Annotated in this window: 14 protein-coding genes and 9 tRNA genes; 2 read left to right on the top strand and 21 right to left on the bottom strand. The window is 37.9% G+C overall.

Features of this window, described 5'->3' with window-relative positions; all coding sequences use genetic code 11:
- Positions 1–68 precede the first annotated feature (68 nt).
- The 12 genes from EHLA_RS04110 to EHLA_RS04055 form a co-directional block, all read right to left on the bottom strand.
- Positions 69–148, bottom strand: a tRNA-Leu gene (locus tag EHLA_RS04110).
- Between the two features lie 44 nt (positions 149–192).
- Positions 193–263: transfer RNA gene (locus EHLA_RS04105), tRNA-Gly, on the bottom strand.
- Between the two features lie 5 nt (positions 264–268).
- Positions 269–343, bottom strand: a tRNA-Pro gene (locus tag EHLA_RS04100).
- A gap of 51 nt (positions 344–394) precedes the next feature.
- A tRNA-Lys gene (locus EHLA_RS04095) sits at positions 395–467 on the bottom strand.
- Between the two features lie 42 nt (positions 468–509).
- Positions 510–581, bottom strand: a tRNA-Gln gene (locus EHLA_RS04090).
- Between the two features lie 6 nt (positions 582–587).
- Positions 588–661: transfer RNA gene (locus tag EHLA_RS04085), tRNA-His, on the bottom strand.
- Positions 662–684: 23 nt separating this feature from the next.
- Positions 685–758, bottom strand: a tRNA-Arg gene (locus EHLA_RS04080).
- A 49-nt stretch (positions 759–807) separates the two neighbouring features.
- A tRNA-Gly gene (locus EHLA_RS04075) sits at positions 808–878 on the bottom strand.
- Between the two features lie 5 nt (positions 879–883).
- Positions 884–958 (bottom strand) — tRNA-Pro (locus EHLA_RS04070).
- A 313-nt stretch (positions 959–1,271) separates the two neighbouring features.
- Positions 1,272–1,583 carry a DUF4366 domain-containing protein gene (locus EHLA_RS04065; RefSeq protein WP_096239413.1) on the bottom strand — a complete coding sequence of 104 codons (312 nt, stop codon included), beginning with the start codon at positions 1,581–1,583 and terminating at the stop codon, positions 1,272–1,274.
- An 823-nt stretch (positions 1,584–2,406) separates the two neighbouring features.
- A complete protein-coding gene (gene pcrA, locus EHLA_RS04060) occupies positions 2,407–4,626 on the bottom strand; it encodes a DNA helicase PcrA (protein WP_096239412.1) in 2,220 nt (739 codons plus the stop codon).
- Positions 4,627–4,699: 73 nt separating this feature from the next.
- Positions 4,700–5,746, bottom strand: a complete 1,047-nt coding sequence (locus tag EHLA_RS04055) for an SPFH domain-containing protein (RefSeq protein WP_096239411.1) — start codon at positions 5,744–5,746, stop codon at positions 4,700–4,702.
- A gap of 233 nt (positions 5,747–5,979) precedes the next feature.
- On the opposite strand from EHLA_RS04055, the gene EHLA_RS04050 reads away from it, so the two are divergent.
- The gene (locus EHLA_RS04050) at positions 5,980–6,429 is read left to right on the top strand and encodes a DUF1836 domain-containing protein (protein WP_330399866.1); all 450 of its coding nucleotides are present in this window, start codon (positions 5,980–5,982) and stop codon (positions 6,427–6,429) included.
- A gap of 388 nt (positions 6,430–6,817) precedes the next feature.
- Here EHLA_RS04050 and EHLA_RS04045 read toward each other — a convergent pair whose 3' ends face one another.
- The 6 genes from EHLA_RS04045 to EHLA_RS04020 form a co-directional block, all read right to left on the bottom strand.
- On the bottom strand, positions 6,818–7,123 hold the full coding sequence (locus EHLA_RS04045) for a YerC/YecD family TrpR-related protein (protein WP_021906443.1): 306 nt from the start codon (positions 7,121–7,123) through the stop codon (positions 6,818–6,820).
- 48 nt (positions 7,124–7,171) lie between these two features.
- Positions 7,172–7,900 (bottom strand): phosphatase, encoded by a 729-nt coding sequence (locus EHLA_RS04040; protein ID WP_096239410.1) that lies wholly within the window; start codon positions 7,898–7,900, stop codon positions 7,172–7,174.
- A gap of 176 nt (positions 7,901–8,076) precedes the next feature.
- Entirely contained in the window at positions 8,077–9,021 is a 945-nt protein-coding gene (locus EHLA_RS04035) for an L-lactate dehydrogenase (protein WP_021906441.1), read from the bottom strand.
- A gap of 61 nt (positions 9,022–9,082) precedes the next feature.
- Positions 9,083–9,751 carry a TatD family nuclease-associated radical SAM protein gene (locus tag EHLA_RS04030; RefSeq protein WP_096239409.1) on the bottom strand — a complete coding sequence of 223 codons (669 nt, stop codon included), beginning with the start codon at positions 9,749–9,751 and terminating at the stop codon, positions 9,083–9,085.
- 2 nt (positions 9,752–9,753) lie between these two features.
- Entirely contained in the window at positions 9,754–10,575 is an 822-nt protein-coding gene (locus EHLA_RS04025; RefSeq protein ID WP_096239408.1) for a pyridoxamine kinase, read from the bottom strand.
- Between the two features lie 64 nt (positions 10,576–10,639).
- The gene (locus tag EHLA_RS04020) at positions 10,640–11,137 is read right to left on the bottom strand and encodes a metallophosphoesterase family protein (protein WP_157908546.1); all 498 of its coding nucleotides are present in this window, start codon (positions 11,135–11,137) and stop codon (positions 10,640–10,642) included.
- A gap of 244 nt (positions 11,138–11,381) precedes the next feature.
- On the opposite strand from EHLA_RS04020, the gene murI reads away from it, so the two are divergent.
- Positions 11,382–12,161, top strand: coding sequence for a glutamate racemase (gene murI, locus EHLA_RS04015; protein ID WP_096239406.1), 780 nt, complete (start codon positions 11,382–11,384; stop codon positions 12,159–12,161).
- Positions 12,162–12,858: 697 nt separating this feature from the next.
- On the opposite strand, the gene EHLA_RS04005 is transcribed toward murI, so the two are convergent.
- The 3 genes from EHLA_RS04005 to EHLA_RS03995 form a co-directional block, all read right to left on the bottom strand.
- Positions 12,859–13,857 carry an ABC transporter substrate-binding protein gene (locus EHLA_RS04005; RefSeq protein WP_096241549.1) on the bottom strand — a complete coding sequence of 333 codons (999 nt, stop codon included), beginning with the start codon at positions 13,855–13,857 and terminating at the stop codon, positions 12,859–12,861.
- Between the two features lie 100 nt (positions 13,858–13,957).
- Entirely contained in the window at positions 13,958–14,887 is a 930-nt protein-coding gene (gene arcC / locus EHLA_RS04000; RefSeq protein WP_021906679.1) for a carbamate kinase, read from the bottom strand.
- 64 nt (positions 14,888–14,951) lie between these two features.
- Positions 14,952–15,800 (bottom strand): patatin-like phospholipase family protein, encoded by an 849-nt coding sequence (locus tag EHLA_RS03995; RefSeq protein ID WP_096239404.1) that lies wholly within the window; start codon positions 15,798–15,800, stop codon positions 14,952–14,954.
- Positions 15,801–15,893 lie beyond the last annotated feature (93 nt).

Raw genomic sequence — 15,893 nt, 5'->3', positions numbered from 1 at the left:
TTTTATTACCACTACCCAAAAATAAAAGCCGGAAACCTACTAAAATAGCGGCCCTCCGGCTTTTACTATGCGGATAACAGGAATCGAACCTGCACTCCGAAGAACTAGATCCTAAGTCTAGCGCGTCTGCCAGTTCCGCCATATCCGCATATCCTGTAATTCAATTATCTTTTTTCGTAGGCGAAAAAAGAAAGCGGGTGATGGGAATCGAACCCACGTATCTAGCTTGGAAGGCTAGTGTTCTACCATTGAACTACACCCGCAGATATCGGGGTGACAGGATTCGAACCTGCGGCCTCTTGATCCCAAATCAAGCGCTCTAGCCAAGCTGAGCCACACCCCGGTATAACTATAATGTTTTAAATCAAAAATCATCTATAAGACGATTCTCAAATGAGACATCGGGGATTCGAACCCCGGACAACTTGATTAAAAGTCAAGTGCTCTACCAACTGAGCTAATATCCCATATAAATATTACTGAGCCAGCATATCGAATCACTGGTCCAACTGGACTAGCTGGATTCGAACCAGCGAATGCAGGAGTCAAAGTCCTGTGCCTTACCGCTTGGCGATAGCCCATTATAAGGTGGGTAGAGGGATTCGAACCCTCGGCCTCCAGAGCCACAATCTGGCGCGCTAACCAACTGCGCCACACCCACCATAGCCAGGACAACCTGACAAACGTGCCCGAAGGGATTCGAACCCCCGACCCACGGCTTAGAAGGCCGTTGCTCTATCCAGCTGAGCTACGGACACGCATAAAATAGTAGTTACATTATATAACTGTAAATACTGCTCTCGCAGAAGCGGGTGATGGGAATCGAACCCACGTATCTAGCTTGGAAGGCTAGTGTTCTACCATTGAACTACACCCGCAGATATCGGGGTGACAGGATTCGAACCTGCGGCCTCTTGATCCCAAATCAAGCGCTCTAGCCAAGCTGAGCCACACCCCGATATTCAAATAATTCATGTCCTCGCCATTCTCTCGCGCTGACAATATGCATTATATACTACCCCAAACAAAATGTCAACAGTTTTTTTTAACTTTTCTTAAAATTTTTAAAAATATATTTTTTTCAGACAATTAGCACAACTGTACATTTATTTTTTGACATTTCCACCTGGCATTTTTCTTATATCCTTATAGTGATATCTTAAAATGTGAAGCATTTTTTACTTTATAAGAATATGCTCTCCATAAAACAAAAAAACAGCCGGTATAAACTTTTCTTCATTATACCGACTGTCCTTTAAACACTTAAGATTTTAATTTTCTTCTGCCTTTTCTGTTTCTTCTACTTTTTCTGTTTCTTCTGTCTCTTCTGTCTCTTCCTGCTCTGGTTCATCCTCTTCTTCATCGAAGAAATCATCGTCAAAGTCGTCATCATAGTCATCATCAATATCTTCTAAATAATCTGGAGAAAGATACTTATAAACTAAAGCTGCAATTCCTGCAACTGCTGCTACTGCTCCGATAATTGCCAGAACCCATAAAACTTTCTTAGATTCATCCTTCTTATCATTGCTCATTAACTCTGATAACTTTGCAACACCAAGTAATTCATCAATATTTTTCATTATGCAAGTCCTCCTTACTAATCTTTTCTTTAGTATATCACGATAAAGCCTGCTTTACCAACAATATTTTTTTACTATTTGATTCATTAGGGGAAAACAGACGAAAATAAAAATAATAGACCATTGCAAATATAAAGATATCACTGCGTAGAAAATGCCTGTTCGGCATTTTTACTTGCTCTCACATTATATTTGCAATGGTCTATTATTTTTATTTTCTGTGTGTTGGTACCACATGGAATGAATGAAATAGTTTTTGGGGAGAGAAAGGGGGGAGAGGTCAGGAGGTTGTGGCTTATTTCGATGCTATTTCTACTATGCTGAACCTTTTTTCAAGTTTCACTGATGATAAGATGATACCGAAACCTATCACTGTACATAATAATTTTATCATTATATTGTCGCAATATATCGTTTTTTCTCAAAACATATGCCATACGTTATATATAACGCACATCTCGCAGCAAGAATGCCAAGGCGTTCTTGAATTAGAATGTACGATAAATATAAAGGCGATTTCTGTACTTTTTTGTAAAATGACAATCTCCTTTCTCTTTACTACTCGTTAAGAGCGAGAAAATAATCTTCTGGATGATACATCTTCCGAGCAAGCAGTAGTCTTCTGATTTCTTCCCCATCTCTCTCCAAAGACTATTGCATTCATTCCTTCTGGAGCCAAAACACAGAAAAAAGAAATAATACCATATCCCAGATGCGGCTTCGGAGCGTGTTTAAGATGCGGATGAGCATCTTAAACACAGCGACTACAGAGCAGATGGGATATGGTATTATTTCTTTTTTCGTCTGTTTTCTTCTAAATGAATCAAATAGTAACTTTTTTTAATTTTGCGAAAGATGCGAACATTTTTTTTCGTCCTACTCTGTCAAAGTCTACGGAGACTTCATAATCTCTTCCACCTTTTGTGATTTCCTGTACGGTTCCCACGCCAAACTTGATATGCTTCACGCGGTCTCCCACCTGATAATTTAATTCTCCGGCTGGTTTTATTTTAAAATCACTCAGATTATACGGTTTTCCTGCTCCCGCTCCATATTGATACTTCACCGGGCGATCTGTCTTTTTCACTTCCTGATGTGTGGAATTATTCTTCTTTATATCGAGATAAGCGGAAGGGATTTCATCGATAAAGCGGGAATGCCTGTTATATTGTGTCTGACCACGTAACATTCTTCTCTTGGCTGAACTTAAGAACAGTCTTTCCTTTGCTCTTGTGATTCCAACATAGCAAAGCCGGCGTTCTTCTTCTATTTCTGATTCATCGCCTGACATCATAGCACCATAACCTGGAAACACGCCTTCTTCCATGCCTCCAAGGAAAACATTATTAAATTCCAGACCTTTTGCATTATGAAGTGTCATCAATAACACCTTATTATCCTCTTCTTCTAAGTTATCAATTCCCGCATTTAGTGTATACATATCTTTTTCTGCAAGGAAATCTCGAAGATTCGGATTTTCTTCCTCTTCTTCGTAATATGCAATATCGTTAAAAAGTTCCTCTATATCTTCTAAGCGGCTGATGGATTCATCTGTTCCTTCTGCTTCTAATTCTGCTCTATATTGTGTTACATCAAGAATATGTTCTAACAATTCACTGATTTCATGTTCCATACTGTAATTTCGAAAATTTTCTATCATATCTGCAAATTTATGAAGCTTTGCAAGTGCCCTTGCAACTTCCGGAATCTCATCTGCATTAAATACTGCATCAAGGAAACTCATCTGATTCATGATCGCAAACTCCTGCAGACGGTTAATTGTTGTCTGACCAATTCCTCTTTTCGGAACATTGATAATTCTTTTTACGGAGAGATCATCCATTCCGCTGTCTACCACTTTCAGATAGCTCATCAAATCTTTAATTTCTTTTCTATCGTAAAAACTAATTCCTCGTACGATCGCATATGGAATATTTCTTTGTTTTAACTTTTCTTCAAATATGCGAGACTGTGCATTCGTTCTATATAAAATTGCCATATCCTTATATTCTACCCCTCGCATGGAGAGGAAATTAATAGTGGATACAACTCCTTCTGCCTCTTCATATTCCGTATCATACTGCTTAAAGTGAACCAATTCTCCCTTCTGGTTTTCGGTCCACAATTTCTTTTCTTTTCTTCCTTTATTATTTGCAATAACTCCGTTTGCAGCATTAAGAATATTCTGCGTGGAACGATAATTCTGTTCTAAACGGATTACCTGTGCATCCGGAAATACTTTCTCAAAATTTAAAATATTATAAATATTGGCTCCCCGGAATTTATAAATAGACTGATCATCATCTCCGACAACACAAAGATTACAATATTTCTTTGCAAGAAGACTTACCAATAGGAACTGTACTGTATTCGTATCCTGATATTCGTCAACCATAATATACCGAAAACGATCCTGATAATGCTCTAAAACTTCTGGATTTGCCTGAAATAAATCTACCATTTTTACAAGAAGATCGTCAAAATCAAGTGCATTATTCTCCTTTAGACGCTTCTGATAACATTCATAAATATCCGCAATTCTCTGATTACGATAATTACTTCCGTACTCATTACGATAATCGAGCGGAGATTTATATTCATTCTTGGCAGAAGAAATTTCTGACATAACCGAGCGTTCTGGAAACTGCTTCGTATCGATTTTCATCTCTTTTAAAACTTCTTTCATAAGAGACTTTTGATCGCTTGCATCATAAATCGTAAAATTTCTGTCATATCCTAACAAATCAATATGTCTTCGCAAAATACGGCTGCAAGTAGCATGAAAGGTGCTGATCCAAATATCTTCTGAACCGTATCCTACCAGAGAATCTACACGCTCTCTCATCTCCTGCGCCGCCTTGTTTGTGAAAGTGATTGCCAGAATGTTCCATGGTGCAATTCCTTTTTCTTCTATTAAATATGCAATACGGTGTGTTAGTGATCTGGTCTTTCCCGATCCTGCTCCCGCAAGCATCAAAAGGGGGCCTTCTGTACAGAAGACCGCCTCTCTTTGTTCTTTATTTAAAGTATCGTAAATACTCATTATCCAACCTTTCTAAAACACTGTGTCATTATATTGATACTTCATTTATAGGATAAATCCCTTTATCAATATGCTAAGGCACCAGTTTCTGACCACAGTTTGGACAGAACTTACTTCCTTCCGTCTTCTGACCACAGTTTGGACAAAAGTTTGGTACTCCTCCTGCCGGCTGCTCTGCCTGTGGCTGAGGCTGGCTTTGAGGCTGTACATTTGAAGCTGTATTCTGAACCTGTCCCTGTGCAATATTCTGATTATTCTGTCCCTGCATGGCATTCTGCATCTGATTTACCATCTGCTGTCCCATCATCATTCCCATCTGCATAGATGCCATATCTGCTGCCATATTGTTTCCGCCGCCATTATTGCTAGTATTTGTCATCGCATCGATCATCGCCATCTGCTGATATCGTCCCATGTCACCAACCATACTCTGACCAGCCACCTTAGTTACCATTTCCTGAACTTCTTCCGGATAGCTGACAGAATCAATCTGGAATCCGGTTGCAGCAAGTCCGATTTTCTCCAGTTCTGTATTCAGTTCTCCCATGATTCCCTCAGAAATCTCGACTGCGTTCGCCTGAATATTAAACATATCCTTTCCTTCACGAACGATCCATCGAAGAAGCAGCTGATTAAGAACAGATAATACACGTTCTCTTACTTCCTCTGTTGTATACTGTTTCTTTATCCCTGCTACTTTGTCGATCAGCATCTGGTAACTTCCAACTTTAAACTGGAATGTTCCATTCGCACGAATCGGCATTCCTCCTGGAAGAGCCGGGGTAGGAAGATTGACAGCCTGTTTGGTTCCCCACTTCATAGTAAATTCCTTTGTATTAATGAAAATTACCTCTGCGCGGATTCCACTGTTAAATCCAAACTTAAATCCCTTTAATGTAGAAAGAAATGGCATGATATCTGATTCTATATCATAATTGCCTTCTTTTTCAAAAACACCTTCCGTAACACCATTATATAAAAAAATAGCATCCTGTCCCGGACGAATAATTAAACGGGATCCCTTTTTAATTTCACTGTTATTCCATTTGTAAAAAATAACGTCATCTCTGTATTCTTCCCACTCTACTACATTGGCAAGCTGATTTTTAAATAATCCCATAATATACCTCCTTACACCCATGTACTACAAAATCTGCAAGTACATTTATTATATATACATATTTTATATTCACTGTCAAAAGACTGGTACTTATTTTTATTATACATTACTTTTATATTCTTGTCACTTAGGATATGGATTTTATTTTTCACGATATTTCCACTTGCTATATAGTAATAAAAACTATATAATATAGTTACACAAACATTTGTAAAACATATGGAGGTACCATTTTGGATAATTATAAAGACTGGCTGTGTAATTTATTAAAAACAGAATCTATTCCACCGGAAGACATCCCGGATATCGGATTATATATGGATCAGGTAACCACTTTAATGGACACCAGATTAGCTGGTTCCAAGCGCTATCCGGATGATAAGATTCTTACGAAAACAATGATCAACAATTATACAAAGAATAAACTTCTTCCTCCTTCTAACAAGAAGAAGTATTCAAGAGAGCATATTTTTCTTTTAATTATGATCTATTACTTGAAGAGTATATTATCTATTTCTGATATTCAAAGTCTTTTAGAGCCACTATCAGAAAGGTATTTTCCTGAAAATACCGAGAATGGGCTCTCACTTTCCGATATTTACCATAAGATCATTAATGACTACGCAGTGAATGAAACTGCCATATCCGAAGATATTATAAAAACCTGGGAAAAAAAGCCGTAATTCTTTTGCTGAGTATTCTCTTTCGGAAGAAGAAGCAAAATATCTGGATGATTTTTCCTTTATCTACCAGCTTTGCTCTGATATCTATATGAGAAAGCAGATTATCGAGAAGCTCATTGACCGTAGACGCGAAGAACACCCCAAAAAGAAAAAGGGCTGATTCATTTTATTATCATTTCAGAATAAGATTCAAGAATGCCCCACTGATACTGATTTGTTGCTCGCCACCTGCAGAGGGGGAAGTCATCTCACATCTGATTTAAATATAAAAAGACCAAAGAGATTCATCTGCACTGTTTGAATCCTCTCTCTGGTCTTTTTATATTTTCTAACAAGCCAAATCAGAATCAACATGCAACGTCCACGCAAATCCCAACTCCTGTCAAATCTAATCTTCTTTTTTTTCTAATTTTTCCATTCGGCTAAGTACAAGCTGATACCCGTCTGTTCCATAATTCAAACAACGGTTCACTCGACTGATCGTTGCCGTAGATGCACCGGTTACTTCGGCTACCTCATTATAAGTTTTATGATTCCGAAGCATATTTGCCACCTCGAAGCGCTGTCCCAACGACAATAATTCATTGACCGTACATAAATCTTCAAAAAAAGCATAACATTCTTCTACAGACTGTAGCTTTAAAATACCCTCCATTAACTTTCTTGTCTCTTCATTATGTACACTTTTTCCCATAAGTTTCACCTCTTCCTTAAAAATTCAAATCTATGTATCTTCTAATCTTTATTTATCCTCTTTGTACTTTCTATGAATATATTCTTTAAATACGTCTACGGAATGATTCACGATCAACTCTTCCGGAAAATCAATTTCTTCTATCAATTTTTCTGAGAAGTCTCTTCTTGCCACATCACAAAATACATGAGAATCGCTGTTCATTACTACCGGCTGTTTATATTCCTTACACAATTCCAACATTGCAATCAGATTCTCTCTCGTATGCTTTCTTGCACCCATCGGATTCAAAGAGTTATTATTTACTTCTAAAAGAGTATTGGTTTCCTTTGCTGCTTCTACAATCGGTTCATATTCTAACGGATAAATCCCATCGTCCGGGTGTCCGATAATATCTACCAAAGGATTATGTATCGCTCCTAAAACTGCCTGTGTATTCTCCTTCCTTGTCCCTGGCTGAATACAAACACTATGTAAACTGGCAATCTTAAGATCGAGCTGTCGTAATGTTCTTTCATCCAGATCTACATGTCCGTCATAATCTAAAATGTTAAGCTCAACACCCAGCATTACTTCAATACCACACATTGTACGCGGAACAACTTTTAAATTATGAAAATATAAACTATGGCATGTTCCCGGCATCATTGGTGCATGCTCTGTAATACCAAGCAACTTTAACCCTTTATCAAACCCTGCTTTTGCCATCTCCATCATACTGTTATAAGCATGTCCGCTAGCAATCGTATGCGTATGCACATCTAATAAATAATCCATTATTTCCTCCGCTCCATCAAAATCTGTCTTACTTAATCTGTCACATTGTTGCATCTATTAAATCTTATGTTACATCTGTTAAAGGTTCCCGTATAAATGCGGGAACCTCACTTATACATTAACGTAATACATCATCACAGTTTCATAGTATATCATATTTTTCTGCTTTTTTATAGTTAAATTTCCTGGTACGTATTTTCTAACATTTCACACGAAGAATGTAAACGCTGTTTTTCTTCTCCTCCAAGCGGAAGTTCCACGATCCGCTGAATTCCCATCCGATTTACAACACATGGAATTCCAATATAAATTCCACTTTCTCCATATTCCCCCTGTAAATACGCCGATACTGTAAGCACGCTATACTCATTTCCAAAGATAGCCTTTGTAATTCGAGCCATTGCCATTCCTATCCCATAATATGTTGCTTTTTTCGCTTCAATAATTTTATATGCTGCCATCCGCACTTCTTCTTCTAATTCAAGCAGTTCCTGAAAATGACAGCCTTTTGTTTCTCCACACAGATCAAAGATCGGTTTTGTCGCCATCATAGCCTGACTCCATGGAACGAACTCACTATCCCCATGTTCTCCCATTACATAGGCATGCATATTTCTAGGATCTATCATAAACTTTTCTCCAAGAAGATATCGAAGCCTTGCTGTATCCAGCGCAGTTCCTGTACCAATAACTTTTTCTGGAGAAAATCCACTAATTTCATACACGATCCTTGTCATAATGTCTACAGGATTCGTTGCCACAAGAAAAATACCACAAAAACCACTTTGTAAAACCGAATGTAGAATACTTTCAAATATTTTCCGGTTTTCTTTTAATAAATCCAGACGACTCTGCCTCTCTTTTTGTGGCAATCCTGCTGTAAGAACTATAAGATCAGCATCCCTGCAATCACTATATTCTCCTGCATAAATTTCCATGTTACCCCCGCTAAAAGCCACTCCATGATTTAAATCCATGGCCTCTCCCTCAGCTTTTTTCTTATTGATATCAATCAACACAAGTTCATCACATAAATTTTGATTTAATATTGCGTAGGCATAACTCATTCCCACCATTCCGGTCCCTATTAAAACAACCTTTCTTTTTTCTGCTTTTTTCATAAAAAAACACCTCCTTACCGGAGGTATTTTCTGCTGTTTTAAAAGAAATTATTCATATCTGTTAATTTGCCTCGTATGGACGCACGCGAAGCTGAAGACCATGTGTATCGCAGACTTTCTGACAATCTGCAACTTCTTCGGCACCAATTACATCAACAACTGTCATCACTACATTCGGAACATAGCGCTGACATGCTTTTGCAAAACTTAACATGGCATCATAAGAGGCCAGACCAAAGCGATTTCTTGTTACATCAAGGTATTTCTGTGCGGTAGAAGAATTTAAACTGATCGAAACTGTATCAAAAATTCCTGCAAGTCGACTTGCAGTCGGTTCTCCGAACACCAAATCGGATAAACCATTCGTATTGATACGTAACGGAATATCCGGATGTATACTCTTTAACCACCGAGCCACTTCCACTACATCATCAAAGCGCATGGTCGGTTCTCCAAAACCACAGAAAATAATTTCTGCTACATGAGACCAGTCATATTTTGAAAACAATTCTTTTACTAATTCTACCGATGGTTCTTCCTTAAGCCATAAACTGTTATGTTCATTAAATTCTTTTAAACTTCTTAAACAAAATGTACAAGAACAAGAGCATCGATTTGTCATATTAATATAAATCTTATTCGGGAATCCATTCTCTCCAAGATCTGATAAATCCTCTTTAAAATCTTCTAAATTATAATAAACACCATTTTTTACTGTATATAAAATCATCTCTAAATCTCCTCTAAATATTCTTCAAAACATATTCCGTAATTCCATGGCAATCCCATCTGTGCTGTATAAGCAATGGCTTTGTCAAGAAAAGTTACTGCTCTTTTCACCGCAGTTTTAAAATCCTGTCCCTGCACTAAGGCTCCCGTTACAATAGAAGAAAAAACATCACCTGTTCCAGAACGGTCTCCACCAATTTTTCTTGTAGACAACAGCTCCGAAGTTTTATCTTTCTCAAAAATATAATTAAAAATCAAATCCCCCTGCTGCAGTCCGGTAATCACAATCCGGTCCGGTCCCATTTCACTTAATGCCTCACAGATTGCCTCCAAACCTTCTTCTGACAAATCCACCTTATGATAATCCAGATCAAGGATACGACATGCTTCTGTAAGATTTGGAGTAAGCACATCCGCATAAGGAAGAAGTTTCTTCATCTCCAGACACATATCATCCGTATAAGAAGAATACAACTTCCCGTAATCTCCCATTACCGGATCAACTACAGCCAATGTATTCTCTTTTTTAAATTTTTTAAAAAATTCGACAACTAGTCCGATCTGTTCTTTTGAACCAATAAATCCTGTCGTAATTCCATCAAATTCAATACCGGTTTCTTCCCAACTATTCATATATGTCTCAAGATATGGCGTATAATCCTGTAAAAAATAGTTCGGAAATCCTGTATGCACAGACAAAATTGCTGTCGGCATTACACAACACTGTATCTTCATCGCAGAAATAATCGGCTGTGCCACAGCAGCAGAACATCTGCCAAACCCTGTCACATCATTAATTACCGCTACCCTTTTCTGTCGCTTCATATTTCCTCCAAACCCCTGCTATATGTTTCACTTCATCATAGCCGGTCATTTTAAAAGTATCTATTTATAACGTATATAATTCCGGTGTAAGTCTTCCGTCATCTGCCAGATCAATAATCAAAAAAGTCGGACCCGATGGTGTCATCTGTCTTGGCAAAGCAATACTTCCCGGATTAAAGACTGTCACACCTTCACTTTCATATACATGATATGCCGGACAATGCGTATGACCGTAAAAAACGACATCTGCTCCCATCTCCTGCGCTCTGCTTACAAGTTCTTCTTCACCCCAGCTCACGCCATAAACATCTCCATGTGTCACAAACGCCACATGATCGCCAAGTTCAAAAACATCTTCTTTATCTCTGCTAAAATTATAATCACAGTTTCCGGCTGCCATATAAACCGGGCACCCAGCCAGTTCTTCTAACATTTCCGGCGGAATTTCCATATCACCACAATGGATAAGTCCTTCAATCTGACCATGAAATCTGTCAATTACATATTCCAAATTCGCCATACTTCCATGATTATCACTAACCACTAAATATTTCTTTCCCATACTCGCTATCATTCCCTCTAATCTTATTTACTGTTTTTGATCAATCGTTTCTATGAATATTCTTTTATTATCTCTATTTATTTCATTAAAAGCGATTTAAATGATACCACATCCCTCGCGGCCTTTCAACGAAAATGTATAAATCAATCACTGTTTATGCACAATTCTCTTGATTTCAAGAAGAAAAGAAACTATACTATTTTAAAGACTAAGGAAAATTTAATCAGGAGGAACATAATTAATTATGAATCAACTATCTGATCCTATTGCCGTATTTGATTCCGGCATGGGCGGCATCAGTGTTTTAAGAGAGATGACAAAACTGATGCCAAATGAAGATTTTATTTATTACGGGGACTCCAAACACGCCCCTTATGGTACAAAAACACTTGAAGAAGTTCGTACACTTACGATTGAACATATTACATACCTTATCAAAGAAAAACAGGCAAAAGCTATTGCTGTTGCCTGTAACACTGCAACAAGTGCTGCTGTACGCATCTTAAGAGACATGTATCCCGATCTGCCTTTAGTCGGGGTGGAACCTGCTATTAAGCCAGCTGTACTTGCCTGCGAACACGCAAAAGTTATCGTTATGGCTACTCCAATGACATTACGCGAAGAAAAATTCCACAAGCTGGAAAGTATTTACGATAAACAGGCGGATATTTATCCACTCCCCTGTCCCGGTCTGATGGAATTTGTTGAACAGGGTATTCTCTCCGGAGAAAAACTCGAAAACTTTCTTCACAACCTTCTTGATCCTTATAAAGATAAAGATATTACCGGAATCGTCCTTGGATGCACACACTATCCGTTTTTAAAAGACACCATCCAAAAGATTGTTGGTTCATCTGTCACAATTTTTGATGGTGGATACGGAACTGCCAAAGAACTGCTCCGCCGCCTTACCGTTGCTAATCTAAGACAGGTTGACCAAAACCACAAAGGTAATGTCACCTTTTTAAACAGCTCCGATGACCCGGCATTAATTCAAAGATCAAGGAAATTATTACAATACTAATTTGCTGGAGACACAGACGCCGCTTTAGTAGAAAATATTAAGCTGAATTGCAGGCGGTCTTCTAAGAAAAAAGAATTGCTATAAGTTAGATTTTATTCCGTTGCGCTAAGCATTCCATTCTGCCCAGAAAAACAGGAACTTGGGAAAAACGAGTCCCAAGTTCCTATGGTCAGAATTCCATAGCGCAAAGTCACAAAATCTAACTTATAACAATTCTTTTTTTCTTTACCATAGTTTTCTTACAATTCAGCATAAAAATTTATTCCGGCGGCTGATAGTTTAACAACAAATAGCAAACTAGTAATTTCTGTTGGAAAGAGAAGGGGATTCTCCAGAAAATTATGATTTTTAATCAAAGAACTGTTTCACCATAAGAAAATAGCAGTGAAAGCCAAATTCTTCTGGTTGATCCGATTTCTTTCACTATAATATCCTTACAATTCTGTAAGAAGATATCCCCATCTGGAGATTTTAATCCCAATGAAAATCATAGACTTCTGGACAATCCCCTCTCCATTCAAAATTAAAATACTAATTTCCATCTGGAGCCAACGAACAGAAAACCAGAAATTTGATAGAAAAGAACATGTGATGTCGGAGCAAGTAAAAATGCCGGTCAGGCATTTTCTACGAAGCGACTATCTTCACATTTTCTTTTCTATCAAATTTCTGGTTTTCGTTTCTTTAGTCCCTCAAATTAGTATTTTTCTGAAAATTCTGTTGTAACTAATGTTTCATATTCTACGCGTTTTTCTAGTTCTCCTGCTTCTTCTAAGATATCCTGAATTAATACAAAACTTTCTTTTTCAAATTTTGTATTTTCTTTATAACTATCCTGTTCAGCATATCTTTTTACTATTTTTTCTATTGTTTTTCTATCTGTATCTTTAAATTGCGGTGCAATTACCTTTGCAACTTCTTTCGGTGTATGTGTATTGACATATTGCTGTCCTTTTTCGATTGCCCGGGTAAATGCTTCCAGTAATTCTTTATGTGATTCAAGATAGCTTTTCTTTACGCTGTAAGCTGTATATGGCACATATCCGCTCTCTTTTCCTACAGAGGCAACTACATAACCTGCCCCCTGTTCTTCAATCAATGTTGCTGACGGTTCAAATTCAATAGTATAATCTGCTTTTCCTGAAACAAATGCTCCAGATGTATTCGCAAAATCAATATTTTGTACAAGATCAATGTCTTTTTGTGGATTCATCCCATGTTTTTTCAAAACATACTCAAATACCATTTCCGGCATGCCGCCTGGCCTTCCGCCAATAACTTTCTTTCCTTTTAAGTTCTCCCATTGAAAATCTTCTTCTTTGTTCCGGCTTACAACAAAATTGCCTGCTCTTTGAGTAAGCTGGGCAAAATTGATAAGATAATCTGCATTCCCCTGATTGAATTGATAAATCGTTGCCTCCGGTCCCATAAAAGCAATATCTGCATCTCCACTGATGACTGCTGTCGCCGTTTTATCTGCGCCAAACCCGGTTGTGAGTTCTAGCTTAATGCCCTCTTTCTCAAAATAACCTTTTTCTATCGCCACATATTGTGGGGCATAAAAAATAGAATGAGCCACTTCATTTAAACGTACTTTTTTCAAATGATGTTTACTTCCCTCACAGCCTGCCAGACAACAGATACCAAACAGCATCACGAAACATGGCATCATTAATATTACAAGATATCTTCTCATCATACCTGATAATACTCCTGTTTGATTCTACAACAATATATTCAGTAAAAATGCAGATGTGCAATATAAGCAAAAAGATTTAACTTGTGAATTTGAAAACTTATTCTATTATTGTACCTGTTTTACCTAAATATCCTTCTAAGGCTTTATCAATAGATGTGATAATTACCTTTCTTCCATTGCCTTTTTCAAGGAAGGATACTCCAGCTTCAATCTTCGGAAGCATTGTATTTGGCTCAAACTGTCCTGAATTAATATACTGCTGTGCGTCTTCTACAGAAATATGTTCTAATGGAACTTCCTGATCTGTATTATAACCTACACATACATGCTCTACGCTTGTTAAGATCATAAGTGCGTCTGCATTCAAAAGTTCTGCCATTCTTCCGCTCGCATAGTCTTTTTCAATTACTGCACTTGCACCATGAAGCTCTACGCCCTGTGCTAATACAGGAATTCCACCACCGCCGCAGGCAATCACTACCTGTCCCTGATCAGATAAAGCTTTGATTGAATCTATCTCAATAATTCCCTGTGGCTTTGGCGCTGCTACGATTCTTCGATATCCGCCTTCTACTTCTGTTACATAGTTACCATGTTTCTCTTCCTGTTCTGCTTCTTCTTTGGAAAGGAGTCTTCCAATCACCTTTACCGGTTCGGTGAATGCATCATCGTAAGGATCTACCATTACCTGTGTAATGATTGTACATACAGGGCGATATACACCTCTTTTTAAAAGTTCTGCACGAATAGCATTCTGTAAATCATATCCGACATATCCCTGACTCATCGCAGAGCAGACAGACATCGGTGCCTGTGTATAATCTTCTCTTTCCTTACTAAATTCATTCATGGCTGTATGAATCATTCCAACCTGCGGCGCATTACTATGAGAAATAACAACATCTGCTCCTGCTTCTACTAAATCAGCAATCGCTTTGGCTGTCTTTCTTGTTGCTTTGTACTGTTCTGGCATTGTTGTTCCGAGTGCTCTGTGTCCAAGAGCTACTACTACTTTTTTCTTGCTCATGTTTTCCAATCCTTTCTACTTATTACTTGTCTTTTAGTCTATCAGAAAATGAGAAGAATTTCTACTATTTCTCAAGGTATTCTTTCATTGTTTCTATCATTTGTCCGCCATCATGAAAACCTTGTTTATAAAGAACGGTAAGTTTCGCTTTATCTTTCTCAACTCTTCCGACATCAACCTTCACCTGCGGACGAATGATCAATACTTTTCCTTCCTTTTCCTGTTCTTCTAAGAAGTCCAGTGTTTCATTGTAACGGATATGTCTTGTTTCCATTGCATGAAGAAATGCTTTATATTTTGGATAACGAAGGTACATGAGCGGCATTAGTTTATTTGGCTCTTTGCGATATCCTTTATCTCTTGTAAGAATAACTACATTCTTCTCATTGCCGTCTTCTATTGATTTACGAATCGGAATGCTGTCTGCGATTCCTCCATCAAGAAGTTTATGACCTTTTACAACGAGTGTCTTAGATACTAACGGGAGAGAGCTTGATGCGCGGATCATCCACATCTGCTTTCTCAGATCACGTACCCTTAAATACCTTGCGGCTCCAGTATCTACATCAGTAACAACAGCATAAAACTTGCCCGGATAATTTAAAAAAACCTGATGATCAAATGGGTCTAATACATCCGGAATCTGTTCATAAAGCATCTCCGGTCCAAAAACATTCCCTGTTTTTAAAAATGTTTTTGCTCCACAATAATTTGGATCATCCAGATAATCAACATTCACCCGAAAGGCTCTTCCTCTTTGCTTTGAAAGATAACTGCATGCATGGCAGCTTCCTGCTGATACACCATATACACTTGAAAATTCAATTCCTGCATCTAAAAAGGCATCTAACACACCGGCGGTATACACCCCGCGCATTCCTCCTCCTTCTAAAATCAATCCTGCATTATACATAAATCGACCTCTCTTTCTATCTCTTTTTATTTTGTATTCTCTTTGCTGTCTATTTTATCTCAGTCGAGAAGACTCCCACCTCTTTCAGGTGGT

The sequence above is a fragment of the Anaerobutyricum hallii genome, assembly GCF_900209925.1.
Taxonomy (GTDB): Bacteria; Bacillota; Clostridia; order Lachnospirales; family Lachnospiraceae; genus Anaerobutyricum; species Anaerobutyricum soehngenii.
This window is presented reverse-complemented; position numbering and strand designations above follow the sequence as displayed.

Bases quoted from the DNA above. Each gene is read 5' to 3' on its own strand.
- EHLA_RS04065 (WP_096239413.1), bottom strand. From the start codon at position 1,583: ATGAAAAATATTGATGAATTACTTGGTGTTGCAAAGTTATCAGAGTTA.
- pcrA (WP_096239412.1), bottom strand. From the start codon at position 4,626: ATGAGTATTTACGATACTTTAAATAAAGAACAAAGAGAGGCGGTCTTC.
- EHLA_RS04055 (WP_096239411.1), bottom strand. From the start codon at position 5,746: ATGGGATTATTTAAAAATCAGCTTGCCAATGTAGTAGAGTGGGAAGAA.
- EHLA_RS04045 (WP_021906443.1), bottom strand. From the start codon at position 7,123: ATGGGAAAAAGTGTACATAATGAAGAGACAAGAAAGTTAATGGAGGGT.
- EHLA_RS04040 (WP_096239410.1), bottom strand. From the start codon at position 7,900: ATGGATTATTTATTAGATGTGCATACGCATACGATTGCTAGCGGACAT.
- EHLA_RS04035 (WP_021906441.1), bottom strand. From the start codon at position 9,021: ATGAAAAAAGCAGAAAAAAGAAAGGTTGTTTTAATAGGGACCGGAATG.
- EHLA_RS04030 (WP_096239409.1), bottom strand. From the start codon at position 9,751: ATGATTTTATATACAGTAAAAAATGGTGTTTATTATAATTTAGAAGAT.
- EHLA_RS04025 (WP_096239408.1), bottom strand. From the start codon at position 10,575: ATGAAGCGACAGAAAAGGGTAGCGGTAATTAATGATGTGACAGGGTTT.
- EHLA_RS04020 (WP_157908546.1), bottom strand. From the start codon at position 11,137: ATGGGAAAGAAATATTTAGTGGTTAGTGATAATCATGGAAGTATGGCG.
- murI (WP_096239406.1), top strand. From the start codon at position 11,382: ATGAATCAACTATCTGATCCTATTGCCGTATTTGATTCCGGCATGGGC.
- EHLA_RS04005 (WP_096241549.1), bottom strand. From the start codon at position 13,857: ATGAGAAGATATCTTGTAATATTAATGATGCCATGTTTCGTGATGCTG.
- arcC (WP_021906679.1), bottom strand. From the start codon at position 14,887: ATGAGCAAGAAAAAAGTAGTAGTAGCTCTTGGACACAGAGCACTCGGA.
- EHLA_RS03995 (WP_096239404.1), bottom strand. From the start codon at position 15,800: ATGTATAATGCAGGATTGATTTTAGAAGGAGGAGGAATGCGCGGGGTG.